Source organism: Catenulispora sp. EB89 (assembly GCF_041261445.1).
Lineage (GTDB): Bacteria > Actinomycetota > Actinomycetes > Streptomycetales > Catenulisporaceae > Catenulispora.
In genome coordinates, this window is sequence record NZ_JBGCCU010000024.1 from 1 (window position 1) to 25,366 (window position 25,366).

Genomic DNA, 25,366 nt, shown 5'->3' on the forward strand with positions numbered 1-25,366 from the left:
TAGGGGTACTCCGTGGCATCCAACGCCGCGCAAATCCGCTGGATCTCCAGCAGAACATGCGCCTCCTCGTTGTAACACGGCAGAACCACACTGACGTGCGGCGCCACACCGCCTTCGGATTCCGTGCCGGCCACGGCGGCCGCGGGCTCCGCGGGGCGGTCCAGATCGATCAGCGCGTTCGGCGAGTTCAGCGACTTCAAGTCCGCGAGTATCACAGCGTTTACCCTTCCCTATATACGAAAACCCGATTCGAGCTGAAGAAGTGGCTCAGGAATCTGCGTCCCGGGCGGTGCCGTCCTCGGCTGTAAATTCCTCAGCCGTCAAGTCCCCGGCCGCATCAACCCCAGCCGCGTCATCCCCGACCGCAGCGTCGCCGGACCCCGGCCCAGACCCCGGCCCAGACCCCGGCCCAGACCCGGGCCCGCCGCCCCCAACAGCCACTGCCACCCCGAGACGTCGCCGCCGCTCCCACCACCACTCCCCCGCGGGCACCGCCAGCAGCGAGACCCCCACCAGAGCCGAAGCCCATGTGGCCAGCCCCTGCTGCGGCATGCTGTAGCGCACCGTCACCTTGTGCGTGCCGGCCGGCACGTTGACGGCGACCATCCCCTGGTCGGCCTTCACCAGCGCGGCCGGGTGCCCGTCGACCGTGGCCGCCCACCCGACCTGGTCGGCGTCGGCGACCACCAGGTAGCCCGAGCCCTGCGCGCTGACGTCGGCCGTGATGGTGTCCATCCCGTCGTTCACCACCTGCACGGCGGCGGGCTGCCCCGACCCGGCCGGCCCCGGATCCGACAACACCACCGTGTTCCCCGGCACCGCCCCGGAATTGAGCATCGCGATCCGCTGGTCCGAGGACGCCATCACCGTGCTCTGCGAAGCCCACCGGATGCGCGGCAGTGCGTTCATCCGCTCATATATGACCGTCGACCCGACATACGCCAACCGCAGCCCGTCGTCGGCGTCGGTGATCGTGTCCACCGCCGGCAGCGCGCCGTTGGCGTCCACCGTCAGCGGCGCTTCGGCGTGCAGCGTGATCGTCGCGGTGAGCGGAGTCCCGGCGGGTACCGAATCGGCGTCCACCGCGATCTGCAGCGACATGCCGGACACGGCGGCCGTCAGCCGGTTCCCCTCCGCGACCTGCTTGCCGCTCGCGTCGCGAACCACGACGTCGAGCGTCGTGCCCTTGGTGAAGCCGGCGATGCCCCCGGACACGTTCCCCTCCGGCACGATCCCGACCCCGCGGACCGGCCCCGTGATCGGGACCGTCACCGGCTGCCCGGGGATGAGCTGCGTCTGCCCCTTCCGCGGAGCGGAGGTGAACGTGCCGAAGACGTTGTCGGTGGGTCCCGCGACCCAGTACTTCGTTCCCAGCCGGTCGAGCACCGGACTCGTCGCCTGCTTCAGGTCGTTGGGCAGGAAGTTGACGTATGTCGGATACGGCACGACGTTGTCCGGCATTCCTTCCAGCAGCTCGCCGAAGTTGGCGTTCAGGAAGTTGTGGCCGTTCACCGTCCGCAGGTCGTAAGCGGTACTGGTGCCAAAGGTCACGGCGTCGTAGGACGACGCGAAACGCTGGCCGCCGAGATTTTCCGCAAGGAATGTGTGGGTGTCGGTAACCGGATAGAACGTGTCCTTGGCGGACCGCGGATAGTAGTTCTCCATGAACTGCGCGCCCTGAACGGCGATCATCACGATCAGCGTCGTCGCGGCGCCGAACCGCACGACCGTCGCCTGCGTCCGCCCGACGAACGCGTGTCGCCCCGCGATCCCCAACGCCACGACACAGGCGGCCGCGATCACGATGATGATCCCCGCGCCGCGCAGCTGGCTCCAATACCCGTCCAGGGCCTTCGACAGGTCCTGCCCGGAGAGCGCCGCGTCGACGCGCGCCGCGTTCCGGCCGTGGTACACCAGGGCGGTGCCGCCGGCCACGGCGCCGAGTACGACCGCCACCGGCCAACCCCACCGCAAGACGGTCCGCACATGCCACGCGCCCCGCGCGCCGCGCTCGGCCCGTGCCGCGCGCGCCCGCAGCAGCAGCTCGAACCCGACCGCCACCAGCACCGCGAGCAGGAAGCCCAGAATGCTCCGAGCCCGCCCGATGAAGTTCTGCTCGAAGAGCGATCGCAGCACGGGCAGCTTCTGGAACAGCCCCAGCGGCGGACCGCCGATATAGATCAGCTCGATCCACGCGAGCGCGGCGGCGATGAAGAACACCCAGCCGCCGCGAGGCATCAGGCCCCGCCCCCGACGGGGCATCGCCACCGCCGCGAGCAGGAGCACGACCACCGCGGCACCGAGGTACGAGACGGCCTCCACGATGTTGGTGTTCACCAGCAGGAACTGAATGGGGTCCTTGGTGTTGACCGTCCCGAACGAGAACGGAGCCACGGCCGTCAGCAGGCTCGCCACCGGCAACGTCTGGTTCGGCGTCTGGTTCCGGCCCTGGATCAGCCACGTCCCGAAGAACCTGAGGAACGGCAACAGCTGGAAGACCGCCAGCCCGAACCCGGCGGCCAGCGAACCGCCCAGGTAAAGCACCGGCCACACCAACCGCCGCAAGTCGTCACGATGCTCGCTGACCAACCGGACAAGCGCGTAAGCGACCCCGGTCAGCAGCGTGTACCCGGCGACCGAAGGGAACCCGCCCAGTAACAGCGCCGCCACCGGCAGTGCCGCCAACGCCGCGTCCCTGGGCCGCCGTTCCTGGATGAAGCGCTCGATCACCCAGAACAGCGCGGGGATGAAGGCCGCCACCCGAGTCTGCGGGAACCCCAGCCAGGCCACCATGAACCCGGTGCCGGCGAAGGTGAGGCCGCCGACCAGCGCGGCCGGCCGCGAGAGCGAGACGCGCCGCAGAAACAGGAAGCCACCGCCGACCGAGCACACGATCTCCAGCAGCCGCTCGTAGGCCGGCGCGAGCCAGTCCGGCAGCACGTAGAACGGCACGCTCAGCGGTGAGTAGAACGCGTAGTCCGGAATCGCGCCCAGCGCGCTCCCTGCGGCCCCGTAGGGATTCCACTGGGCCACCTTGCCGTGGTGCAGCTGCTGCGAGAACAGGATCTCGCTGGGCAGCTGCGAGGTGTAGATGTCGTCCAGGAAGGTGTTCTGCGGCACGGTCCCGGCGTACCCGGCGCTCAGCCACGGGCCCTGGGTGACCATCTCGTCGGTCGGGGCCAGCGTCGAGTCGCCGGCCAGCGGCCCGCCGATGCCCCACAGGGCGAACAGCAGCACCCCGAGCACGGCCACCACGGTCAGCGGCCGCGGCCGCCGCTTCCAGATCCGCCCACCCCAGCCGCGCAACGCCGCGGCCCTCGCCTCGCCCCGCGTCGCCGCAGGTTCCGAGCCCGGTTCGGCAACGCCGACCACGGTCGCGGCGCTGGGCTCGCCGCTGCTGGACTCACGAATTCCCGTCATACCGATCCGTTGTGAGAGAGACGCGTCGCTGAACCGGCGACGGCGATGCGAGGGACCGTAGCCAGGGAATCTGAGGAGTACTTAAATACATTCCCGGCTTCGGCGCCAGCTCTCCCGTTATCTGTGGCTCGCATTGGGGTCCAATTGCCCGTGGGCTCGCACCGGTAGACCGTCATCGCCCTCCCGTCAAGCCCTGGAGCCGTTCCAAAATGCGCAGTGGTGCTCGGCGGCGAAGTCGGTCCGGGGCACCGGAGCGGGCGTCGCCAAGTTGATCATGGGCTGCGCTCCGGCCGCTGACATGCGAGGCCACCGGGGACCGGCCGCCGACCGCGGACGGGCGTCTTTGACAAAGCCCGTCCAATATTGCTGCATCTGATCAGCAAGGAGAACCTGTGCGCCGGACAGAATCCCGGGGAATGGCGCCTTTACATCGAACAAGTAGGACAGTTCGGAAGTGTGAGAGGCCCCTTGCGGAAATCCCGCCGGAGGAAGGTAACGCTGAGGCGCCTTCTCGTCGCTGAATTGGTAACCATACACACGGGTATGCCGAGCCAGCGCTTCGTCGGCCGTCACGGCATTGCAGGCGAACACGCCGTCCGTGCCGACCGCGGTGAGGGCGAGTTGCGGGGAGGGGTACGTGGAGACCGGGTACTCCTGCGCGACGGCGATCGCGGTCTGCTGACTGACGCCGAGCGCCGTGGCGATGTCGGACACGTAGTTCGCCGCGGTGACCGGCGGCAGAACCTTGAGAAACTCGTCCTGGGCGACGAAGAGGCTGAACTCGTCCTTGTTCGTTCCCAGGAGCACCTGGACGTGTCCGAAGCTGCCGGCCTGGAGCGCCGCGCCGATGGTGGACGGCAGGACGTCCGGGTCCACGTTCGGGCGGTAGCCGGCCTGGTTCTGGTCGGCGAGGATCGTGGCGACCGGCAGGCCGCGCAGACACGCCGCGACTCCCCCGGCGGCGTTCGCGCAGCCGGTCTTCGCGACGAACGCCGCGTCCTTGGCCTCGGCGGCGGACAGCGAGTCCTGTTCCAGTTGGTAGGTGCCGCTTTCGACGATGGCACGGCGGAACAGGCCGCGTGCCCGCGGCGACACGACCTGCGCCAGGACGCTCAGGCCGCCGGCCGACTCGCCGGCCAGCGTCACGGAGTCGCGGTCGCCGCCGAAGGCCGCGATGTCGCTCTGGACCCAGCGGAGGGCGAGTTGCTGGTCGAGCAGTCCGTAGTCTCCGGAGCCGGAGCCGGATTCGGACGCTGAGCCCGAGTCCGAAGCCGACCGTGCCCGGCCCTCAAGCGCCGGGGACGCCAGGAATCCAAGCGCTCCGAGCCGATAGTTCAGCGTCACCACCACGATCCCGTGCGCCACCAGCGGCGCGGGATCGAAGTCGTCGCTCTCGCCGTAGTCGAAGGCGCCGCCGTGGATCCACACCATGGTCGGCAGCCGCGAGCCGGGACGCGTGCCGCGCGGGGCGTAGACGTTCAGATGGAGGCAGTCTTCTGACGTACTCGCGCTGCCGTAGGGCGAGGCGGGCTGAGGGCAGTTCGCCCCGAACCGCGTCGCGTCCAGCACGCCGGTCCACGGCCGCTTCGGGATCGGCCGCTGCCAGCGCTCGGCACCGGTCGGGGGTTCGGCGTAGGGGATGCCGAGGTATTCGTCCATCGTCGGGGTGGTCGTGCCCCGCACCGCCCCGGCGCTGGTGTGGACGACGCCGGGATCAGCGGCCCCCGCCGCCATCGCCGCGCCGCCGACGGACAGGACGAGCGCGAAGCTCAGACCCGCGCCGACGAACAACCGCAAGCGGCGTGTTCGCACAGAGTCCGGCATGGTGTGCCTCCGTAACTCGGACGCGGACGCGCTGTCGTGAACCAGTCACGTGAGCGCTTCCACTTCCGCGCGCACAGCACACCAACCGGTACGCCGAACGGGTCGCTACCCGACCGCCACCCCGAGGTGCTGCGTGAGGAACAGCGCCGCCCGGTCAAGGGCCTGACCCGCCTCGTCGAGCGCGAGCGTGCCGTCGAAGGCCTGGAACACGTGCGGCACCCCGGCGGTGATGTCGAGCACCACGTCGACCTCCGCCTCCGCCGCGCGCGCCGCGAGCCGCACCGCGTCGTCGAGCAGCAGCTCGTTCGTGCCGACCTGGAGCAGCATCGGCGGCAGGCCGGTGAGGTCCGCGTACACGGCGGGCGAGAGCAGCGGCTGCGCCGGGTCCTGGCCCGCGAGGTACATCTCGCCGGTGTACGCCATGCCCTCGGGCCGGAAGTAGGGGTCGATGCCCTGCTTCGTGGTCATCGAGCGTCCGGTGCGGGTGGCGTCGACGCCCGGGGAGAACGCGATGATCGCCGCCGGCAGCGGCAGCCCGGCGTCGCGGGCGGCGAGGCTGGTCGTCACGGTCAGACCGCCGCCGGCCGAGTCGCCGGCGAAGACGATCGAGGCCGGGTCGGTGCCGGCGTCGAGCAAGGCGCGGTAGGCGGCGAGGCAGTCCTCGATCGCGGCCGGGAACGGGTGTTCCGGGGCCAGCCGGTAGTCCAGCGAGAGGGCCCGCACGCCGGTGCGCCGGACCAGACCGGCCGTGTTCACCAGAGCGGTGTCCGGTGATCCGAGGGCGAACGATCCGCCGTGGAAGTACAGGATGGTCCCCGGCCGCACCTCCCGGGCCGAGCCTGCCGAACCAGCCGAACCCACCGGCTCCACAAGGATCGCCGGACGCCCGGCCAGCTCGGTCGGGGTCCGCCGCACATCGGCCGAGACCGGGAACTGCGCCATCATCGCGGCGAATCCCGCGCGCATCTGCTCGATCGGCAGCGGCACGAAGCCCTGCGGCTCCTTCCGCAGCATCGCGTCCAACTCACGTCGCTGTGCCCTGGTCATCCGTGTCTCCCAAAGAGGTGGTCACCATGTGCATGCCAGGGAAGTAGATGCCTCGGCATGTATGTGAAACTATATGCCGTGGCAACTACTTCGGCAACCGGCGGGCTCGCGGCCTTCTTCGACGACCTGGTCCGCAGCGAGACCCGGATCTACAACGCGGTCAGCGACCGGCTGCGCGCGGAGCACGGGATCGTCGCCTCGCAGTACGAGATGCTGCGCTTCCTGCGGGACCACCCCGGATCCCGTGTCGCCGACATCGCCACCGCCTTCGCCATCGGCATCGGCGCGGCCAGCAAGGGCATCGACCGGCACGAGGCACAGAGCTGGGTCGCCCGGCTGCCGAACCCGGCCGACCGCCGCTCGTCGCTGATCAGCCTCACCGAGCGCGGCGCCGCGCTGGTCGCCGCGGCCGAGCAGACCTTCCACGGCCACCTGGAGGAGCTGATCACCGGCGCCATCGGCGCCGAGCAGGTCGCCGCGGTCGGGGCGACGCTCGCGGTGCTCCGACAGGCGCTGGAGGAGGCGCGGGTCGGGACACCCGTCGGGTAGGTGTCGGAAGACGCTGTCTTACCGGGCGATCGAGACGGCGAACGGCGCGAACCCGGCGGAGCGGATCACGTGCGGCACCAGCAACATCACGGCCTCAGTGGCTCGCGCGGTCTCGATCCCGCCGAGGTCGGTGATCCAGTCCTGATGCCACCCGAGGTCCCCGAGCAGCCCGCGCACCACCTGCTTGGCCTGCGCGTCCGCGCCGGACAGGAAAGCGGTCGGCGGCTGGGCCAGCGAGCCGGGGGCCGCCATCACCGAGTACAGCATCGTGTTCAGCGTCTTGACGACCCGAGTCTCCGGAAGCGCCGCCTGCAACTGCTCGGCGAGGCTTGAGCCCGGGTACAGCAAGTCGGCCGGCAAGCCGTCCGGCCCGTCGAGCGTGGCGTTGGAGACGTCGACGATGATCTTCCCCGCGAGCGGTTCGCGCAGCGCCGACAGGCGCTCCAGCGTGCTGTCGCCCGGCGTGGCGTTGATGATGATCTGCGCCGTGCGCGCGGCGTCGGCCGCCGAGCCCGGCGTGCGGTCCGCGACAGTCACCTGGTGCCCCGCTCCTATGAGCCCTGCGGTCAGGACGCTGCCGACACGGCCGTTGCCGAATACTGCGATCGAGGTCATGAGTCTGTTTCCTTACTCGGAGAGCGTGGCGACGGCGGCGGCGTGGACTCCGGGTGCGGCCGCCAGGAAGCCGGCACTCGCCGGGGTCCACGGCCGGCCCTCGGCGTCGGAGACCCGGCCGCCGGCCTCGGTGACGAGCAGCGCGCCGGGCAGCAGATCCGCGCGGGCGCCGGCGAACTGCCAGAAGGCGTCGACGCGGCCGGCGGCCACGTCGAGCAGGTGCAGCGTCGCCGGAACCGAGGTGCGCACCACGAGCGCGGCGCGCAGCATCGCGCCGATCGAGTCGCCGACCCGCCGCACCACCGCCTCGTCCTCGTCCGGGCGGGCCTGGCTGGTGGCGACCAGGCTCAGGCCGAGGTCGGCGGAGCCGGACACGCGCAGCGGCGCGCCGTCGAGGTGCGCGCCGCCGCCGGCCAGCGCGGTGTAGGTCTGGCCGGTCAGCGGCAGGTGCACGGCGGTGAGCACGGGCTCGTTGTCCCGCACGAGGGTCGCGGTCACGGCCCAGTCCGGCAGCGCGTGCAGGTGGTTGACGTTGCCCTCGGCCGGATCGACGACCCACCACTCGCCGTCCGGCAGAGCGCCGCCGGCGAGTTCTTCCTCGACCCAGCGCGCCTCCGGCCGCAGCGCCGACAGGCGCGGCCGCAGGATCGCCAGCGCCGCGTCGTCGTTGGCGGCGAGCAACCGCATCAGCTCCTCGCGGCTCTGGTAGCTCGCCACGGCGCCGAAGCGCTCGCGGAGCACCGCTCCCGCGTCGCGAACCGCGAGCGCGGTCTGAGCGAGCACGACTTCGTTCTTCGTTTCCGTCATCTCCGTCATGCCTACGACGGTAAGAAGACTCATCGTTAACTACAAGTGCATGTCAGGCAGGTCTAGCATTACTCCCATGCAACTGGATCTGAACCTGCTCGCCGCCCTCGACGCGCTGCTCGAAGAGGGCAGCGTGGCCGGCGCCGCCGACCGCCTGCACGTCACGGCGCCGGCGATGAGCCGCAGCCTGGGCCGGATCCGACGCACCACCGGCGACCAGATCCTGGTCCGCACCGGCCGCACGATGACCCCGACGCCCTACGCGCTCGCCGTCCGCGAGCAGGTGCACGCGCTGTTGCAGCAGGTCCAGGGCGTGCTGGCCCCGAGCCGCGAGCTGGACCTGGCGACCCTGGAGCGCACCTTCACGCTCCGCTGGCACGACTCCCTGGTCGCGCTCGCCGGCCCCGCGCTGCTGGCAGCCGTGCGCGAACAGGCGCCGGGGGTGCGGCTGCGGTTCATCGCCGAGTCCAGCGGCGACACCCCGGGGCTGCGTCGCGGCGAGGTGGACCTCGAAGCCAACGCGAACCTGCCGACCGCCGCGGACGTGCGCGCGGAAAAGGTGGCCGAGACGGCGCAGGTGGTCGTCGTCCGCGCGGACCATCCGCTCAGTCGTGGCCCGGCAATGACCGCCGAGGAGTACGCCGGGGCGGACCATGTCGCCGTCTCCCGCAGAGGGAACCTGGCCGGAGTCATCGACGAAGCCCTCGCCGAGCTCGGACTCGCCCGCCGCGTGGTGGCCACCGCGCCCGGCGAGGCGGCGGCGCTGGAGTTCGTGCGCGGTTCGGATCTCGTGGTCACCGCTCCTGAATCCACCACGCGCCACGCGCTCGCCGATCTCGGGCTGGTCGCGCTGCCGCTGCCGCTCGATCTGCCGCCGGCGCCGGTGTTCCTGTCCTGGCATCAGCGCTATGACACCGATCGCGCGCACACCTGGCTCCGCGACCTGGCGCGCGCCGCACTGACCGCTCCGGCGACCGGTCCCACGCCGGCCCCGGCGGCGAAGGCCCGCGCGAGCTGAACCGCTCGGTGCCAAGCGCTGGATGCCTCCAGAGTGCGCACATGGCAGGATCGGCGCGTGCAGATCGCGATGCTGGGACCCCTGGAGGTCCGCCACCAGGGCGGAACCATGGCCGACGTGCCCGGCGCGCGTCTGCGCGCGGTGCTGATCGCGCTCGCGCTGCGGCCGAACCAGGTGGTCCCGAAGGGCTCGCTGGTCGACTGGGTCTGGGGCGAGAACCCGCCGGCCGACGCCGCCAACGCCTTGCAGCGCCTGATGTCCCGGCTCCGCAAGGCTCTGCCGGACGCCGCGATCGATGGACTCACCGACGGCTACCGGCTGACCGTCGATCCGGACGCCGTGGACGCGGTGCGCTTCGAGCGCTTGGTGAGCGCGAGTCAGGCGGCCGGTCAGGACGTCTCGGAGCGGGCCCGCCTGCTGCGCGAGGCCTTCGGGCTGTGGCGGGGCGAGGCGATGCAGGACGTCGGCCTCCAGGAGAGCGGCGCCTTCGACGCGGTCGTGGTCCGGCTGGAGGGCCTGCGTCTGACCGCCGCCGAGGAGCGCTTCGACGCCGAGCTCGCCCTCGGCGGTGGCGCGGAACTGGTCACCGAGCTGACCGATCTGGTCGCCGCGCACCCCACGCGTGAGCGCCTGGTCGCGGCGCTGATGCGCGCGCTCAACGCGGCCGGCCGCGACAACGAGGCGCTGCAGCTCTACCAGCGCACCAGGGCGACCCTGGCCGACGAGCTCGGCGCCGATCCGTCCGCGGAGCTGTCGGCGCTGCACGTCTCGCTCCTGCGCGGCGAGCTCGGCGGCCGCCGCGAGCAGACCCGGAAGACCAACCTGCGCACGGAACTGACCAGCTTCGTCGGGCGCCAGGCCGATCTCGCGTCGGTGCGCGAACTGGTCGACGCGCAGCGGCTGACCACGATCATCGGCCCCGGCGGCGCCGGGAAGACCCGGCTGGCGGTGGAGACCGCCCGGACGCTGCTCGGCGACGGCTCGCCGGCCGACGACGAGCTGTCCGACGGCGGGCTGTCCGACGGCGAGCTGTCCGACGGTGCCTGGCTGGTCGAGCTCGCGGCGATCGGCCCGGACGGCGACGTGGCGCAGGCCGCGCTGATCAGCCTGGGCCTGCGCGACACCCTGCTCGGCGAGAACCCGAACGCCGGGCCCACGGACCGCTTCGTCGCCGCGATGCGCGATCGCCGGGCCCTGATCGTCCTGGACAACTGCGAGCACGTCATCGAGTCCACGGCGCTGTTCGCGCACCGCGTGCTCGGCGAGTGCCGGGCGCTGCGGATCCTGGCGACCAGCCGCGAACCGCTGGGCATCACCGGCGAGGCGCTGTGGCCGGTGCCGCCGCTGGCGCTGCCGGACGAGGGCGCGTCGCCGAGCGAGATCGAGTCCTCCCCCGCCGTGCAGCTCTTGCGGGACCGGGCCCAGGCGGTACGCCGGGACCTGACCGTCGACGCGCAGCAGCTGGCGACGATGGCCCGGGTCTGTCGGGCCCTGGACGGGATGCCGCTGGCGATCGAGCTGGCCGCCGCGCGGCTGCGGACGATGTCCGCGGACCAGCTCGCGAACCGCCTCGACGACCGCTTCCGGCTGCTCACCGGCGGCAGCCGGATCGCGCTGCCCCGGCACCGGACGCTGCGCGCGGTGGTCGACTGGAGCTGGGAGCTGCTTTCCGACGACGAACGCAGGGTGCTGCGAAGGCTCTCGGTGTTCGTCGGCGGCGCCGGTCTGGAGGCCGCCGAGCAGGTCTGCGCGGGCACGGAGATCGAGCCGTATCTGATCCTCGAACTGCTCACCTCGCTGACCGAGAAGTCGCTGCTGATCGCCGACGGCGTGAACGGCGGCATGAACGGCGGCGTTGACAGCGGCTTCGACGGCATAGGCGACGGCGACGCCCCGCGCTACCGGATGAGCGGCACGATCCGCGAGTACGCCGCGCAGCGCCTCGCCGAGGCCGGCGAGCAGGACGCGGCGCGCGAGGCGCACCTGGCGTACTTCACCTCCCTGACCGAGACCGCCGAGCCGCACCTGCGCAGGCGCGAACAAGTGGAGTGGCTGGCCACGCTGAACGCCGAGCACGACAACATCGCCGCGGCGATGCGCGGCGCGCTGGCGGCCGGGCAGGGGCAGGCCGCGATGCGCCTCGGAGCCGCTTCGGGCTGGTTCTGGTGGCTGGCCGGGTACCGGACCGAGGGCCTGGAGCTGCTGACCGCCGCGGCCGAGCTGCCGGGTGAGACCTCCGCCGAGGTCCGGGCCGTCGTCTACGCGGAGATCGTGATGTTCGCGACCTCCGGACGCGGCGACGAGCGCTCCGCCGAGGACTGGGTCCACCGGGCCTACCAGGCCAGCCTCCAGGTCGGGCCCGGCGTGCGGCGGCATCCCGGGATGGCCCTGGTCGCACCGTTGGAGCTCATGCTGCGGGCGCCGCAGGAGGCTTTGTCAGCGTTCGAACCCCAGCTGGACGACGCCGATCCGTGGGTGCGGGCGCTGGCCCGGCTCCAGATGGGCAAGGTCCGTGTGATGTTCGGCCAGAGCGGGATGGACGCCGACGCGTATCTGGAGACGGCGCTGGCGGAGTTCCAGGCGCTCGGCGAGCGGTTCGGGATCTCGTTCGCGCTGACCGAGCTGGCCGAGCGGATCGCCGTCCGCGGCGAGTACGTCCGCGCCTGCGAGCTCTACGAGCGGGCGATCGCGGCCGTCACCGAGGCCGGGGCGCCGGAGGAGGTCATCCGGATGCGGGCCCGGCAGGCGCTGCTGTCCTGGATGGCCGGGGACCGGGACGGTTCCGCGGCATCGATCGCCGAGGCCGGGCGGTGGGCGCAGCGCGTCACGTGGCCGAGCGCGCTGGCCGAGCTGGCGCTGGCGAAGGTGGACCTGGCCCGCTGGGCCGGCGACCTGGAGCAGGCCCGGGAGCAGCTCGCTCTGGCGACGTCCCTGCTGGGAGCCGAGGCCGAGCTGTCGAACTTCCGCGCGACGCGGTCCGACTTGCTCTCCCGCGTCAGCGACGATCTCGGCGAAGCCCGCGTCCACAGCGCGGCGGCCCTCGCGGCGGCGACCGAGACCGGGCTCCCGATGGCCATCGCGTCGGTGGTCGTCGGCGTCGCCGACCTGGCGCTGCGGCAGGGCCAGGCGGAGCAGGCGGCCCGGCTGATCGGCGCGGCCGCCGCCCTGCGGGGGCTGCCGGACGACGAGCACCCGGACGTCGCGCACATCGAGCGGGAGACGCGAAACCGCCTCGGCGACACGAGGTTCGCCGAGGCGGTTCTGGAGGGGACGCGGACCGAGCTCGCCGAGCTCACTCAGGTCACGCTCGCTTCTTGAACGTCGACACCGCCCAGACGTAGCCGAGGAGCGCGAAGCCGACGCACCAGGCCAGAGCCTGGACGGTGTGGCTGGTCGAGACGTGGCCGCCGGAGAGCAGCCCGCGCAGCACCTCGATGATCGGGGTGAAGGGCTGGTACTCGGCGAACTGCTTCACTCCGGTCTTCATGCTGGCGGCCGGCACGAAGGCGCTGCTCAGGAAGGGCAGCATGATCAGCGGCACGGTGGCCAGTCCGGCGGACTCCACCGACTTGGCGGACAGCCCCATGGCGACGGTCAGCCAGCTGGTCGCGAAGGCCAGCAGCAGCACCAGGCCGAGCGCGGCGAGCCAGTCCAGCGCGCTGCCGTGGGAGCGGAAGCCCATCGCGAAGCCGACGCCGATGATGGCTCCGACGGCGATCAGGGCCCGGACCGTGGTGGCGACCACGTGGCCGGTGAGCACCGCGCCCCGGGAGACGTCCATGGTCTTGAACCGGTTGATGATGCCCTTGGTCATGTCGTCGTTCACCGAGGCCGCGGTCGGGCCGAGGCCGTAGGTGATGGCCATGACGATCAGGCCGGGGACCGCGTAGTCGACGTAGCTGCCGGGGACCTTGAACGCGCCGCCGAAGACGTACACGAACATCAGCATCATGACGATGGGGAACAGGATGGCGTTGAAGACGGTGACGGGGTTGCGGACGGTGTGCCGGAAGTTGCGGCGCAGCATGATCGCGGAGTCGCCGAGGGCGGTGGACGCGGTGCTCATGATCAGTTCTCCTCGGTGGTGACGTTGGCAGTGGTGGTGGCGGTGACGTTGGCGGCGTTGGCGGCGGTGGCGGCGGGGGCGGCGGGGGCGGCGGGGGCGGCGGGGGCGTTTTCGGCAGCGGCGTCGGTGGTCGCGTGGCCGGTCAGGGCCAGGAAGACGTCGTCGAGGTCCGGCGTGTGGACGGAGAACTCCTCGGAGTTCAGCGAGTGCTCGTCGAGCCGGTCCAGCAGGGCCCGCAGCGAGCGCGAGGTGCCGTCGCTGGGCACCCGCAGCGTCAGCTCGGCCTCGTCGCGCGTCCCGGATTCCAGGGCCCGCGCCGCGCTGTCCAGCTCGGCAAGGGTGGCGAACTTCAGCCGCACGTGAGTGCCGGGGATCCGGCGCTTGAGCTCCTCGGCGGTGCCCTCGGCGACGATCCGGCCGCCGTCCAGCACCGCGATCCGGTCGGCGAGCTGGTCGGCCTCCTCCAGGTACTGCGTGGTCAGGAAGATGGTCGTGCCCTCGGCCACCAGCTCGCGGACGATGTCCCACATGGTGCGCCGGCTGCGCGGGTCCAGCCCGGTGGTCGGCTCGTCGAGGAAGATGATCTCCGGGCTACCGACCAGGGTCATCGCCAGATCGAGCTTGCGCCGCATGCCGCCGGAGTAGGTGGAGGCCTGCTTGTCCGCGGCCTCGGCCAGCTCGAAGCGCTCCAGCAGCCGCGAGACCAGCGGCGCGGCCGGACGGATCCGCTTCAGGTCCGCCATCATCCGCAGGTTCTCCCGTCCCGTCAGCAGCTCGTCGACCGCGGCGAACTGCCCGGTGACGCCGATGGCCGAGCGCACCTTCGCGGTCTGCGCGGCCACGTCGTGGCCCGCCACCCGCACCGTCCCGGCGTCCGCCTTGAGCAGCGTCGTCAGGACGTTCACCGTGGTCGTCTTGCCGGCGCCGTTCGGGCCGAGCATGGAGAAGACCGATCCCCGGGCGACCTCGAAGCCGATGCCGTCGAGCACGACCTTGTCGCCGTATGTCTTGCGCAGTCCCGTGACCGCGATGGCTGTGTTTTCCATGGCTCAACCTTCGCGACCAGGCCTGACGCGCTCCTGACACGGACCTGACACGAGGGCTGACGCGGGTCCCGACGTGGTGGCTTGTCCCTAACGGAGCAGCTTCCGGCTCTAACGGACCAGCCCGCGTGTCACCGGACCGCGACCGACATACGACTAGAACATGATCAGAACCGTGCGCAGAGTCGCACTCCTCACCGCCCTGACGTTCACCGCCGTCGCCGGTCCCGTCAGCGCGACCACGACGGCGCACAGCCACGTGCGCCACCAGCAGACGGTCCCGGCCCCGATCGACCCCAGCGTCGTCGACCAGCTGCTCAACGACGTGCTCGGGTCCCTGGGCCCGGCGCTGCAGGCGGTCCTGTCCGGAGTCGGCGACGCGCTGTCGGCCGGCGGCGACGCCCTGGGCGGCCTGCTCGGCGGCCTGTCGAACATCGCGCCGACCGGCTGATCGCCGCACCGCGATGGCCCGCTGGAGCGGAGCGAGCGAGCATCACGATCCGCTCGCTCCCGCTCGGCGGCGCGAACCCCGCCACGGTCCCCGCTCGGATCCTGAACAGGGGGAGGCCACTTGAACCTCCACGCTAGTACGATCAACGAATGTCCGAAATGATCGAGACGACCCCGGGCTGGTTCCCCCCGGGCGAACTGGCGCAGATCCGCGCCCACCTGCCGATCGTCTACGTCCAGGCGGTGCCGGTGCGCGTGGACGCGGCCGGCGAGGTGACCAGCGTGGGGTTGCTCCTGCGCATCTCGCCCGACGGCGAGATCACCCGCAGCCTGGTCTCCGGACGCGTGCTGCACCACGAGCGGCTGCGCGACGCCCTGTTGCGGCACCTGGAGAAGGACCTCGGCCCGGTCGCGCTGCCGAACGTCCCGGCCTCGCTCCAGCCGTTCACGGTCGCCGAGTACTTCCCCACGGCCGGCGTAACGCCGTACCACGACCCGCGTCAGCACGCGGTGGCTCTGGCGTACGTGGTGCCGGTGAACGGGGACTGCCAGCCCCGGCAGGACGCGCTCGACCTGGTGTGGCTGACGCCGCGGGAGGCGAGTTCGGATGGCGTGCTGCAGGACATGCACGGCGGCCAGGGGACGCTGCTGCGGCAGGCCCTGGCGCACGTCGGCTGCCTGAGCTGACACCCGAGCGACGAGGGGACGAGGGGTCGGCCCGCCGGGCCGACCCCTCGTCGATCCCTCTCGACACCTCCCGGCTACGGCAGCTTCGCCGCCATGGTCGCCAGGATCGCGGCGTCACCGCCGGTCGAGGTGTCGCCCTGCTCGAAGTTGATCCACAGGGTGCTCACATGTGCGCCCTTGACCACGACGTACACGTGCTCGTACGACGGTCCCGGCTTGTCGGTGAGCAGCAAAGAGAAGCCAGAACCGGTGGTGGTCCCCACCGTGATCGTGCGGCTGGTCTGCGTGCCGGAACCATCCTTGAACTCGCAGCTGTGCTTCCCGGTGACCTGCTGGGCATAGGCGAACGCCGCCTTCGACCGGTCCGCCGACGGGAACGTGAAGATGTCCTGCTCAGCACTCGAATACAGGTAGTTCGAGCCCGCATACACCGGTGTGTTCAGCGGAGTTCCGTGATAGTAGCGGGACGCGTCGGTGGCGTCTTTTCCGTTCACGATGCCGTTCATGGCCGAGGCGCACAGGTCCGTGGCGGGCGCGGCGCCGGGGCCGGACTGCTGGCCGTTCATCTGGAACCAGCCGCCCTGCGACTTGTCGGCGGTGCTGAACGGGATCTGCTTCGCGTCCAGCCACGCCGACCCCGGGAGCACGCCGGCGGGCATCGGGTTGGTGTCCGGGACCGGGGTGCCGCCGTCGAGCCGGTCGGCCATGCGCTGCAACGCCGCCTTGTCGTCGGAGGCGTCGTACGGCGTGGTGCTGCCGCCGCCCTGGTAGAACCAGTACGCGATGTCCGTTCCAGACAGCACGATCATCCGGTGCAGGTTCCCCTGGTCGCCGCCGTCCCCCCAGGCGAAGCCGTTGGGCTGCGTGGCGACCACATGGGCGTCCTTGCAGGTGGCCGGGTTCGGCTTGAGCATGTCGTAGTCGTGCTGGGCCGCCGCGGCCGAGGGGAAGTGGTAGACCACCTCGCTCCCGGTCGAGGCGTCGGTGGTGGACTTGTAGTCCGCCAGGGACTGAGTCGTGGAAAGGGTCTTCGGCGGCTGCTGCGGTGCTCCGTTCGGCCCGGTCATGTCGAAGTCGCAGAGCGGGAACTCGATGAAGGAAACGGGTCGGTCCTGGGAATCGGTGACCTGCCACTGGTACAGGTTCGGCTGCGGAGGCTCGGAGGCGAGCATGAGCGCGCTCGTTCCGGTGCGGTTCTTCTTGCCGCCGGCCTCGTGGGACGCCGAAGCCGAAGCCGTCGCCGACGGCGCGGTCGGGGTCGGATTCGGCCGGGTCGGCGCCGGAGCGTGCTTCGCACCGCCGGTGCCCAGCGCGACGCCGGCCGCCAGCGCGCAGACCGCGAGCGCCGAGCCGGCCGCGGTGAACCGGTGCCTGCGGCGCCGACCCCGGCCGAGGTTCTCGATCACGCCGGCCGGGACCGGCCGGGCCAGCTCGCGGCCTTCGTCGTTCAGGGCTTCGAGCAGGGAGGAGAAGTTCTCAGGCACCGGAAACCATTTCCTTCCTCGCGAAGCGCGCGGCCGGGCCCCCCGAGGACGGGGTCGAAGGAAGCGTGGGCGGCGGTGAGGAGGACGCGGAACCGGGTGGGGCGTCCTCGTCGTCGGCGAACTCCGACACGTAGGGCGCGAGCGCCTTGCGGCCCCGGGACAGCCGCGCCTTGACCGTCCCGACCGGCGCGCCGATCTCCTCGGCGATCTCCGCGATCGTCAGGCCCAGCAGGTGGAACAGCACGAGCGCGCGCCGCTGCTCGGCCGGGATGCGGCGCAGCGCCTCCACCACGACCAGGCGGTCCGGCGACATCTCCGGGACGTGCGCGCCGGAGGCGCCGGCACCGCTGGTGCGGTGCGCGCTCAGCCGGTTCCGGGTCTTGCGCCACGAGCTCATCGCGACGCGGAACCCGACGGTGCGGACCCAGGCCTCGGGGTCCTCGTAGCCCCGGACCTTGTTCCAGCGCAGCCACGCGCGCGTGTACGCCTCCTGCGCCGCGTCCTCCGCCTCCGCGACGCTGCCCAGCACCACGTACAGGTAGCCCACTACGCGGGTGGCCGTCGCCGTGTAGAACCCCGCGAAATCGATCGACTCAGCCTCTTCGGCCACAGCACCCCTCGCTCCGATCAGCCCGGCTTCCTTACGCCGGGTCCGGAAGACACTCCCGGGGCGGTGGTTCGGTTGCACGGTTTCCGGAGGAATCCTGTCAGGTCGTCGCGGGACCGGGCTGACCGGCCTGAACTCCCGGGTTCGCAGGTGTTGTCCGGCCGGCGCCGCCGGCCCCACCGGTCCCGCCGGCCCGATCGGCCCGCCGCCGGGCCAGCCGGCCGGAGAAGCGGTAGCCCGCAACCGTCACGACCAGCACCGCGGCCGTCTCGGCGGTGCCCTCGACCCAGGTGGAGGTCGAGACCTCCTTCTGCGGGAGCTTGGGCAGCTTGGCCTTCGGGTTCGTTGTGTGCTTCGCCACATCGGCCTGGTACGCCTGGTTTCGCGCCGAGCCGTGCAGGAACGGCGCGACGAACAGCAGGGCCAGGATGAGCGCCACCTCGACGCCGACCACGGCCGGGAAGCGGCGCGCCAGGATGGTGCGCAGCGGACGGTCGTCGCCGGCGGCGCGCAGCGCGTCGATGCGGGGATGCAGCCAGAACTGGTTGACGGCGCCGAGGACCAGCAGGCTGCCGAACAGCAGGATCTTCACGCCGAGGACGCGGCCGTACATGGTGGTGACCAGCTGGGTCGGGCCGTCGACGTGCGACCAGTAGAGGAACAGGCCGGACAGGCTGATGGCGGCGACGCAGGCCGTCGCGGCGGCGGCGAACCGGCGGATCGCCGCCGACCAGAAGCCGGAGTCCAGGGAGCTGCGGACGGCGAGGACGACCAGGCCGATGAGGCCGCCGACCCACACCGCGCCGCCGATGAGGTGCAGCATCCACATGAAGGTCTGGAAGGCGGTGCGGGCCCGGTCGGCCGGCGCGGGCGCCTTGGCCGGGATGCGGGTCGCGGCGAGGGCGACGACGCCAAGGAGCAGGGCTGACCCGCGCAGGCCGGCGATCAGCCGCGGCGCGAGGCTGCGGCGGAGCGCCACTGGCAGGAGTATCAGGGCCGCGACGAGCGGCAGCACGGCTTCGAAGCCTGCGAGGAGGCCTGCGGTCGAGCCGTCGAAGAGCTCGCGCCAGGCGCCGGAGTAGTCGTAGCTGGAGCCGCTGCGAGCCTGGTCGGTGAGGACCGCCGGCCACGCCAGGACGCCGGCGACGACGGCGGCCCAGGTCAAGCGGGTGCGGACGAGGCGCGCGGCGCGGTCGTCGAGGCCGCGGGCCGGCGCGGCGACCGCGACGGCCAGGGCGAGCAGGCCGACGAAGGACATCAGGGTCACCCAACTCGCCCAGGAGACGGCGCTGTCCTCGAAGGGGCCGAGCGGGGTGGAGGGCGCCGGGGCGGCGAGGTACGCCGGGGTGTGTGCGGCGAGGACGGCGGACGGCAAGGGACCCCCTGGGTAGGAACGATCAACGAGGGTTAGGTTAGGCAAACCTAAGTTGATCGTCAATGTGTCGCTGCGCACTTGTCTTCTTCGGCCGGGGCCGAAAGGATCCGCGCTTAGCGTCGGGGATATGTCGACCACGCAAACGGGTTCCGGGTCCTCCGCGTCCTCTGCGTCCTCTGCCGCTTCTTCGACTTCTGCGACCACTTCGGCTTCTTCGGCTTCTGCGATCACCGAGGCTTCTGCGATCCCGGCGCGCTCGACCGCTGCCCTCGCGCACCCCGGCGTGACCCTCCTCGCGACCTGCCTGGCCCTCTTCCTCGGCCAGGTCGACACCACCGCCGTCAACCTCGCCCTGCCCGCCATCCGGCACGACCTCTCCGGCGGCCTGTCCGGGCTGCAGTGGGTGGTCGACGCCTACAACGTCACCTTCGCCGCGCTCCTGCTCACCGGCGGCACGCTCGGCGACCGCTTCGGACGGCGGCGGCTGTTCCGCGTCGGCGTCGCGGTCTTCGTCCTCGGATCCACGGTCTGCGCCCTCGCGCCCGGGCTGCCGGTGCTGCTGGCCGGGCGGGTCGGGCAGGGCGTGGGCTCGGGCATGATGCTGCCGCAGAGCCTCGCGATCCTGGCCACGGCCTTCCCCGGGCGGCGGGAGCGCAACCGGGCGATGGCCGCGTGGTCGATCGTGGCCGGCAGCGGGCTGGCCGTCGGGCCGACGCTCGGCGGACTGGCGGTGCAGACGCTGGGATGGCAGTCGATCTTCTGGGTCAACGTGCCGATCGGCGCGGCGGCGCTGGCGCTGACGCTGCGGCACGTGCCGGAGTCCCGCAACCCGCGGGCCCGGACCCTGGACCCGCTGGGGCAGGTGCTGGCGATCGCCTCGCTCGGGCTGCTGACGTTCGTCGCGGTGCAGGGGCGCGAGCTGGGCTGGACGTCGCCGGCGACGCTGGCGTGCATCGCGGGCTGCGTGGCCGGGCCGCTGGCGTTCGTCGCCGCCGAACGCCGGCACCGCGAGCCGATGATCCCGCTACACCTGCTGCGCCGGGGGCAGCTTCCGGTCGCGGTGGTGGTCGCGGCGTGCATGACGTTCGGGATGTACGGGCTGTTCATGCTGACCAGCCTGATGTTCCAGCAGGAACGCGGCGCCTCGGCGCTCGGCGCCGGCCTGGCGATGCTGCCGCTGGCACTGGCCGCGACGGCGCTGTCCCCGCTGACCGGCCGCCTGGTGACGCGGCACGGCCCACGGCTGCCGATGACGGCGGGCATGGCGTGCATGGGGACGGGAGTGCTGGCCTTCGCGGTGGCGGGGGCGGACGCGAACCTGCTGGTCCTGGAGCTCGCGTTCACCGTCATCGGCATCGGACTGGCACTGAACACCGGCCCGGTGGTCGGCGTCGCGGTGTCGGCGGTGCGCGCGGAACTGGCTGGCCTGGCGTCGGGGATCGCCAACCTGGCGCGCATGTTCGGCGCGACGCTGGGCGTGGCGGTACAGGGGACGGTGTTCGCCGTCGCGTCCGGCGGGGCGGCGAACGGGCCGCACTTCGTGCACGGACTGCGAACGGCGGTCGCGGTGGGATGCGCGGTCGAGTTCGTGGGGGCGGTGGTCGCGTTTCGGTATGTCGCCGATCCGCGACCGCGTCAGTGACCGAATACGCCGGCGAATACGCCAGCGAGTTCGCCACCGCGTGCAACGAGTCTGGCGAGTGCGACGAGTGCGGCCCCTCCCCGACTCAGCAGCCCGCCGCCGTCCGGTTCAGCTCCTCGACCGTCGCCACCAGCGGCGCCAGCCGCGGATCCGCGCTCGCGCCGTCCAACGCCTCGCGCAGCGCGACGTCGTGCGTCGGCCGGGCCTCGGCCAGCAGTGCCAGGCCGGCGGCCGTCACGTTCGTGTAGATCCCGCGCCGGTCGGTCAGGCACAGGTAGCGCTCCAGCAGCCCGCGGTCTTCGAGCCGGGTCACCAGGCGCGTCGTGGCGCTCTGGCTCAGCACGACCGCCTCCGCGACCTGCGTCATCCGCAGGTGTCCGCCCTCGTCGTCGTGCTGGTAGCTGAGCACGTCCAGCAGCGAGTACTCCCGGGCGCTCAAGTCGTGGCGCGCCTGCAACGCGCGCTCGATGTGCGTCTCGACGCGGCCCTGCAGGAGCGAGAGCGCGTACCAGCCTTTGGACGGGCCGGTCATGACGGCGTCGACCACAGCGACGTCGGGAGTGCCCGTGCCCGTGTCTTCAGTCGCGACAGTCATCGCTGTCAGCTCCTCCCTGTCTCATACAGCAATATACCGCGCGTGCAATCGTTGCGCTTGCAAGTACATGCGATTGCAATTATTGTTGAGGCTCGTAAGCCGCTCCAACAACCGCCCAAACGCCCAACCGCACCCACCGCCTGGAGGGCCACCCCCATGCCTCTCGCGCTCCTAGCCCTGGCCATCGGCGCCTTCGGCATCGGCACCACCGAATTCGTCCCGATGGGCCTGCTCCCGGAGATCGCCGGCGACTACGGCGTCTCGATCCCCTCAGCGGGCCTGCTGGTCACCGGCTACGCCCTCGGCGTCGTCGCCGGCGCCCCGGTGATGACCGCGCTCGGCACCAGAGTCGGCCGCAAGACCATGCTCATGCTGCTCATGGGCCTGTTCGTGCTCGGCAACCTGATCTCCGCCGTGGCCCCCTCCTTCGAGCTGATGCTCGTCGGCCGCATCGTCACCGCACTCGCGCACGGCGCGTTCTTCGGCATCGGCTCGGTCGTCGCCGCCGAACTGGTCGCGCCGGAGAAGAAGGCCGGCGCGATAGCCGCCATGTTCACCGGGCTGACCGTCGCGAACATCGTCGGCGTGCCGCTCGGCACGTTCGTCGGGCAGGCCGTCGGGTGGCGCGTGACGTTCGCCATCGTCGCCGTGCTCGGCGTGGCCGGCCTGCTCGGCATCGCCAAGCTGGTGCCGCCGCTGCCCCGGCCCGAGGGCACGCACCTGCGGCACGAGCTCGCCGCCTTCCGCAACACGCAGGTCGTGCTGGCCATGGCGATGACCGTCCTGGGCTTCGGCGGCGTCTTCGCCGCGATCACCTACATCGCCCCGATGATGACCAAGGTCGCCGGCTACTCCGACGGCGCCGTCACCTGGCTGCTGGTGCTCTTCGGCGTCGGCATGTTCCTCGGCAACCTGGTCGGCGGCCGGTACGCGGATCGCAAGCTGATGCCGATGCTGTTCACGGCCCTCGGCGGGCTCGCCGTGGTGCTGGCGCTGTTCACCGTCACCGCACACAACAAGGCCCTGGCCGCGGTCACCGTCCTGTTGATCGGCGCGCTGGGCTTCGCGACCGTCCCGCCGCTGCAGAAGCGGGTCCTGGACCAGGCGCACGGCGCGCCGACGCTGGCCTCGGCCGTCAACATCGGCGCCTTCAACCTGGGCAACGCGCTGTCGGCGTGGCTCGGCGGCGTCGTCATCTCCGCCGGCTTCGGCTACACCGCGCCGAACTGGGTCGGGGCGGTGCTCGCGGGATCGGCGCTGCTGCTCGCGGTGTGGTCGGCCGCGCTGGAGCGGGGCACGCGGCCGGCGGCCGAGCCCGCCTCACCGGCGCTTGCGCGTTCCGAAAATGCTCCGGGTGATCTCGCGCACGGCGGTGTTCACCGCCTGTTTGACCGTGCCTGATCCCAGGTACTGGTCGATGAGGTTCGGCGGCGCCTTGGCCGCCGGACTTGTACGGCTCCGGGAGGCCTCGCGCTCGGCCTGCGCCGCCTCGGCCTCGCGGCGCTGGTCATCGGCCGCCAGCTGCGCCTCCAACTCCCGCCCGGCCAGAATCTCGTACGCCGACTCCCGGTCGATCGCCGGACCGTACTTCGCCAGCAGCGGCGAGGCGTCGACGATCGCCTGCACGACCGCCGGATCCGCCTCCGCCATCAGCGACTCCGGGGCCCGCAGCCGGGTCCACGCCACCGGCGTCGGCGCGCCGTTCTCCGACAGCACGGTCACCACCGCCTCGCCGATCCCGAGGTTCTGCAACACCTCGGCGAGGTCGTACGGCGACTTCGGGAACGTCGAAACCGTCGCCTTCAGCGCCTTCGCGTCGTCGGGGGTATAGGCGCGCAGCGCGTGCTGGACCCGGTTCCCGAGCTGCGCCAGGACATCGCCGGGCACGTCCTTCGGCGTCTGCGTGACGAAGAAGATGCCCACGCCCTTGGACCGGATCAGCCGCACGGCCTGCGTGATCGCCGCGACGAACGGCTTGGACGCGCCGTTGAACAGCAGGTGCGCCTCGTCGAAGAAGAACACCAGCTTGGGCCGGTCCACGTCCCCGACCTCGGGCAGCCGCTCGAAGAGCTCTGCGACCAGCCACATCAGGAACGTGGAGAACAGCTCCGGGCGGCTGGCCACGCCGGGCAGCTCCAGCAGCGACACCACGCCGCGGCCGTCGGGCGTGGTCCGGATCAGGTCGAGGGCGTCGAACTCGGTCTCGCCGAAGAACGGTTCGGCGCCCTTGGCCTGGAACGCCGTCAGCTCGCGCAGGATCACGCCGGCGGTCTGCGGCGAGAGCCCGCCGATCGCCTTCAGCTCCGCCTTCCCCTCGTCGCCGGTCAGGTAGAGCAGGACGCTGCGCAGGTCCTTCAGGTCCAGCAGCAGCCAACCCTTGGTGTCAGCGAAATGGAAGACCAGGCCGAGGGACGACTCCTGGGTGGCGTTCAGGCCGAGCACCTTGGCCAGCATCGTCGGCCCGAACGCCGAGACCGTGGCGCGGACCGGGATGCCGGTCCCCTCGCCGCCGAGCGCGTAGAACTCGCAGGGGAAGGCCTTCGCAGACCACTGCTGGCCGAGCGCCTCGGTGCGGGCGGTCAGCTTCTCGCCGCCCTCGCCCGGCGCGGCCATGCCGGACAGATCGCCCTTCATGTCGGCCAGGAACACCGGGACGCCCGCCGCCGACAGCTGCTCGGCCAGGCCCTGGAGGGTCTTGGTCTTGCCGGTGCCGGTGGCCCCGGCGACCAGGCCGTGGCGGGTGAGCATGGCCAGCGGGATGCGGATCTGGACGCCGGGGTCCGGGGCGCCGTCGGCCATCAGGGCGCCGAGGTCCAGGGTCGGGGTGTCGAACGTATAGCCGGCGGCGACGGCCTGCGCCTGGTCGGTCTCCTCCATCGTCATCTCACCTCGATCTCATCTCGTTGATCTCATGTCATTGATCTCATGTCGTTCAGTGAGCATGTCGTTCAGTGGGACAGGCAGGTCTGCTCGAACTGGGTCTTCTCGGATTCCTTGAAGAACTTCGTGCCGTCCCCGCTGGCGCACCAGTAGTACCAACGCTCCGTCGCCGGGGTGAGCACCGCCGCGATCATCTGGTTGGACGGGATGCTGACCGGGGTCGGCGGCAGGCCCTTGTGACCGCCGGTGGCGTAGGGGTCGGTCGGGTCGGAGACCTCCCGGGCCGTGACCCCGATCCGCTTGCCGGCCTGCAGGCTCAGCCAGTACTTGGTGGTCGCGTCCACGCCGAGGAAGTCGCCGCGGCTGAGCCGGTTCTGGACCGCCTCGGAGACCTCGCGGCCGTCCGGATCGGCCTTGGTGACCTCGGCCTCGGCCAGGGAGGCGATGGTCAGGGCCTCCTCGGGCGTGCACTGGCGGGCCGGGGCGCACTGGAGCGCCGAGGCCTTCGAGGCCAGGCCGAGTTTGGTGAGCTCGTCGACGCGCGCCTTGACCATGGACGTCAGCACGCCCTGCGGCGTGTCGGAGCTGGTGAGGGTGTAGCGGCCGGGTTCGAGCATGCCCTCGGCGGTCCAGTGGCCGTCAGCGCTCTTCGACCAGGGCGGCAGGCCGATCTGGTTGGTGTCGACGAGCTGCTGGAGGTCGTCCTTGTCCCAGTCGCGCTTCTTGGCCAGCGTCTTCAGCGTCTCCCAGCTGTAGTCGCCGGGGCGGACCTCGACGAGGGAGTCCGGGGAGAGGTTGGCGGAGTTCAGCAGCTCGGTGATCGCCGTCGCCGCGCTGATCTTGGGGCAGACGCGGTAGGTGCCGGTACTGATGTCGCGCGAGGCCTGGTTGTGGCCGGCGGCATCGATGAAGGCCTGGGTGCTGCGGACCACGCCGGCGTTGAACAGGGCGTCGCCGATCGCCTTGCCGGTCGCGCCGGTGTTCACCTCGACCAGGACTTTGTGCGGGTCGCTGGGGGAACAACTGGCGGCGGAGTAGTCGGGGGCGTGTTTCGTCGTCATCATGCCGGCGACGCTCGCGAAGACGAACACCACGATGCCGCCGAACACGACCAGCGGGACCAGAAGGGGCCCCCAGGCCTTGACCCGGTCGCGGCGCGTCGGCGGCGGGTCCTCGTAGTCGTCGTCTTCCTGCGGTGCCGCGTAGTCGGTCCCCGTGTCGCCGCCGTCCGGACTGCCCACCAACGTCGCTCCCGAT

19 protein-coding genes and 2 pseudogenes are annotated in these 25,366 nt (G+C 71.5%); 7 read left to right on the forward strand and 14 right to left on the reverse strand.

Annotation, left to right across the window (positions count from 1 at the left end; genetic code table 11):
- From ABH920_RS37380 to ABH920_RS37395, 4 genes and pseudogenes are all read right to left on the reverse strand, one after another.
- Positions 1-200 (reverse strand): annotated as a pseudogene (locus ABH920_RS37380) (hypothetical protein); the annotation flags it as partial.
- A gap of 67 nt (positions 201-267) precedes the next feature.
- The gene (locus ABH920_RS37385; RefSeq protein ID WP_370354012.1) at positions 268-3,420 is read right to left on the reverse strand and encodes a YfhO family protein; all 3,153 of its coding nucleotides are present in this window, start codon (positions 3,418-3,420) and stop codon (positions 268-270) included.
- Positions 3,421-3,606: 186 nt separating this feature from the next.
- Positions 3,607-5,244, reverse strand: coding sequence for a carboxylesterase/lipase family protein (locus tag ABH920_RS37390; protein ID WP_370354013.1), 1,638 nt, complete (start codon positions 5,242-5,244; stop codon positions 3,607-3,609).
- Between the two features lie 105 nt (positions 5,245-5,349).
- Positions 5,350-6,291 (reverse strand): alpha/beta hydrolase, encoded by a 942-nt coding sequence (locus ABH920_RS37395; protein WP_370354014.1) that lies wholly within the window; start codon positions 6,289-6,291, stop codon positions 5,350-5,352.
- Between the two features lie 78 nt (positions 6,292-6,369).
- Between ABH920_RS37395 and ABH920_RS37400 the strand changes: the two genes are divergently transcribed.
- Entirely contained in the window at positions 6,370-6,840 is a 471-nt protein-coding gene (locus ABH920_RS37400; RefSeq protein ID WP_370354015.1) for a MarR family winged helix-turn-helix transcriptional regulator, read from the forward strand.
- An 18-nt stretch (positions 6,841-6,858) separates the two neighbouring features.
- On the opposite strand, the gene ABH920_RS37405 is transcribed toward ABH920_RS37400, so the two are convergent.
- Complete coding sequence (locus ABH920_RS37405; RefSeq protein ID WP_370354016.1) at positions 6,859-7,455, reverse strand: NADPH-dependent F420 reductase; 597 nt, start codon at positions 7,453-7,455, stop codon at positions 6,859-6,861.
- A gap of 12 nt (positions 7,456-7,467) precedes the next feature.
- Entirely contained in the window at positions 7,468-8,262 is a 795-nt protein-coding gene (locus ABH920_RS37410; protein WP_370354166.1) for an inositol monophosphatase, read from the reverse strand.
- 76 nt (positions 8,263-8,338) lie between these two features.
- On the opposite strand from ABH920_RS37410, the gene ABH920_RS37415 reads away from it, so the two are divergent.
- Together ABH920_RS37415 and ABH920_RS37420 are read left to right on the forward strand one after the other, a co-directional pair.
- Positions 8,339-9,280, forward strand: a complete 942-nt coding sequence (locus tag ABH920_RS37415; protein WP_370354017.1) for a LysR family transcriptional regulator — start codon at positions 8,339-8,341, stop codon at positions 9,278-9,280.
- 57 nt (positions 9,281-9,337) lie between these two features.
- Entirely contained in the window at positions 9,338-12,598 is a 3,261-nt protein-coding gene (locus ABH920_RS37420; protein WP_370354018.1) for a BTAD domain-containing putative transcriptional regulator, read from the forward strand.
- On the opposite strand, the gene ABH920_RS37425 is transcribed toward ABH920_RS37420, so the two are convergent.
- Positions 12,582-13,346: an ABC transporter permease gene (locus tag ABH920_RS37425; protein ID WP_370354019.1), complete on the reverse strand. Its 765-nt coding sequence runs from the start codon at positions 13,344-13,346 to the stop codon at positions 12,582-12,584. The two genes, ABH920_RS37420 and ABH920_RS37425, sit on opposite strands and share 17 nt — an antisense overlap.
- Before the next feature lie 2 nt (positions 13,347-13,348).
- Positions 13,349-14,392: an ATP-binding cassette domain-containing protein gene (locus ABH920_RS37430; protein WP_370354020.1), complete on the reverse strand. Its 1,044-nt coding sequence runs from the start codon at positions 14,390-14,392 to the stop codon at positions 13,349-13,351.
- A gap of 172 nt (positions 14,393-14,564) precedes the next feature.
- Between ABH920_RS37430 and ABH920_RS37435 the strand changes: the two genes are divergently transcribed.
- The gene (locus ABH920_RS37435) at positions 14,565-14,840 is read left to right on the forward strand and encodes a hypothetical protein (protein ID WP_370354021.1); all 276 of its coding nucleotides are present in this window, start codon (positions 14,565-14,567) and stop codon (positions 14,838-14,840) included.
- 149 nt (positions 14,841-14,989) lie between these two features.
- Entirely contained in the window at positions 14,990-15,526 is a 537-nt protein-coding gene (locus tag ABH920_RS37440; protein ID WP_370354022.1) for an NUDIX hydrolase family protein, read from the forward strand.
- A gap of 74 nt (positions 15,527-15,600) precedes the next feature.
- On the opposite strand, the gene ABH920_RS37445 is transcribed toward ABH920_RS37440, so the two are convergent.
- From ABH920_RS37445 to ABH920_RS37455, 3 genes and pseudogenes are all read right to left on the reverse strand, one after another.
- Positions 15,601-17,010, reverse strand: a complete 1,410-nt coding sequence (locus ABH920_RS37445) for a hypothetical protein (RefSeq protein WP_370354023.1) — start codon at positions 17,008-17,010, stop codon at positions 15,601-15,603.
- A 136-nt stretch (positions 17,011-17,146) separates the two neighbouring features.
- A pseudogene (locus tag ABH920_RS37450) lies at positions 17,147-17,620 on the reverse strand (sigma-70 family RNA polymerase sigma factor); the annotation flags it as partial.
- A 97-nt stretch (positions 17,621-17,717) separates the two neighbouring features.
- Positions 17,718-18,992 carry a CopD family protein gene (locus ABH920_RS37455; RefSeq protein ID WP_370354024.1) on the reverse strand — a complete coding sequence of 425 codons (1,275 nt, stop codon included), beginning with the start codon at positions 18,990-18,992 and terminating at the stop codon, positions 17,718-17,720.
- A 127-nt stretch (positions 18,993-19,119) separates the two neighbouring features.
- On the opposite strand from ABH920_RS37455, the gene ABH920_RS37460 reads away from it, so the two are divergent.
- A complete protein-coding gene (locus ABH920_RS37460) occupies positions 19,120-20,634 on the forward strand; it encodes an MFS transporter (RefSeq protein ID WP_370354025.1) in 1,515 nt (504 codons plus the stop codon).
- 85 nt (positions 20,635-20,719) lie between these two features.
- On the opposite strand, the gene ABH920_RS37465 is transcribed toward ABH920_RS37460, so the two are convergent.
- Positions 20,720-21,166 carry a MarR family winged helix-turn-helix transcriptional regulator gene (locus ABH920_RS37465; RefSeq protein ID WP_370354167.1) on the reverse strand — a complete coding sequence of 149 codons (447 nt, stop codon included), beginning with the start codon at positions 21,164-21,166 and terminating at the stop codon, positions 20,720-20,722.
- A 219-nt stretch (positions 21,167-21,385) separates the two neighbouring features.
- On the opposite strand from ABH920_RS37465, the gene ABH920_RS37470 reads away from it, so the two are divergent.
- Positions 21,386-22,630 carry an MFS transporter gene (locus tag ABH920_RS37470; RefSeq protein WP_370354026.1) on the forward strand — a complete coding sequence of 415 codons (1,245 nt, stop codon included), beginning with the start codon at positions 21,386-21,388 and terminating at the stop codon, positions 22,628-22,630.
- On the opposite strand, the gene ABH920_RS37475 is transcribed toward ABH920_RS37470, so the two are convergent.
- Together ABH920_RS37475 and mltG are read right to left on the reverse strand one after the other, a co-directional pair.
- Positions 22,550-24,112, reverse strand: a complete 1,563-nt coding sequence (locus tag ABH920_RS37475; protein ID WP_370354027.1) for a helicase HerA-like domain-containing protein — start codon at positions 24,110-24,112, stop codon at positions 22,550-22,552. The genes ABH920_RS37470 and ABH920_RS37475 overlap by 81 nt on opposite strands.
- 65 nt (positions 24,113-24,177) lie before the next feature.
- Positions 24,178-25,350, reverse strand: coding sequence for an endolytic transglycosylase MltG (gene mltG / locus ABH920_RS37480; protein WP_370354028.1), 1,173 nt, complete (start codon positions 25,348-25,350; stop codon positions 24,178-24,180).
- Positions 25,351-25,366 lie beyond the last annotated feature (16 nt).

Coding starts and splice junctions, on each gene's coding strand:
- ABH920_RS37385 (WP_370354012.1), bottom strand. CDS start 3,420: ATGACGGGAATTCGTGAGTCCAGCAGCGGCGAGCCCAGCGCCGCGACC.
- ABH920_RS37390 (WP_370354013.1), bottom strand. CDS start 5,244: ATGCCGGACTCTGTGCGAACACGCCGCTTGCGGTTGTTCGTCGGCGCG.
- ABH920_RS37395 (WP_370354014.1), bottom strand. CDS start 6,291: ATGACCAGGGCACAGCGACGTGAGTTGGACGCGATGCTGCGGAAGGAG.
- ABH920_RS37405 (WP_370354016.1), bottom strand. CDS start 7,455: ATGACCTCGATCGCAGTATTCGGCAACGGCCGTGTCGGCAGCGTCCTG.
- ABH920_RS37410 (WP_370354166.1), bottom strand. CDS start 8,262: ATGACGGAAACGAAGAACGAAGTCGTGCTCGCTCAGACCGCGCTCGCG.
- ABH920_RS37415 (WP_370354017.1), top strand. CDS start 8,339: ATGCAACTGGATCTGAACCTGCTCGCCGCCCTCGACGCGCTGCTCGAA.
- ABH920_RS37425 (WP_370354019.1), bottom strand. CDS start 13,346: ATGAGCACCGCGTCCACCGCCCTCGGCGACTCCGCGATCATGCTGCGC.
- ABH920_RS37430 (WP_370354020.1), bottom strand. CDS start 14,392: ATGGAAAACACAGCCATCGCGGTCACGGGACTGCGCAAGACATACGGC.
- ABH920_RS37440 (WP_370354022.1), top strand. CDS start 14,990: ATGTCCGAAATGATCGAGACGACCCCGGGCTGGTTCCCCCCGGGCGAA.
- ABH920_RS37460 (WP_370354025.1), top strand. CDS start 19,120: ATGTCGACCACGCAAACGGGTTCCGGGTCCTCCGCGTCCTCTGCGTCC.
- ABH920_RS37465 (WP_370354167.1), bottom strand. CDS start 21,166: ATGACCGGCCCGTCCAAAGGCTGGTACGCGCTCTCGCTCCTGCAGGGC.
- ABH920_RS37470 (WP_370354026.1), top strand. CDS start 21,386: ATGCCTCTCGCGCTCCTAGCCCTGGCCATCGGCGCCTTCGGCATCGGC.
- ABH920_RS37475 (WP_370354027.1), bottom strand. CDS start 24,112: ATGACGATGGAGGAGACCGACCAGGCGCAGGCCGTCGCCGCCGGCTAT.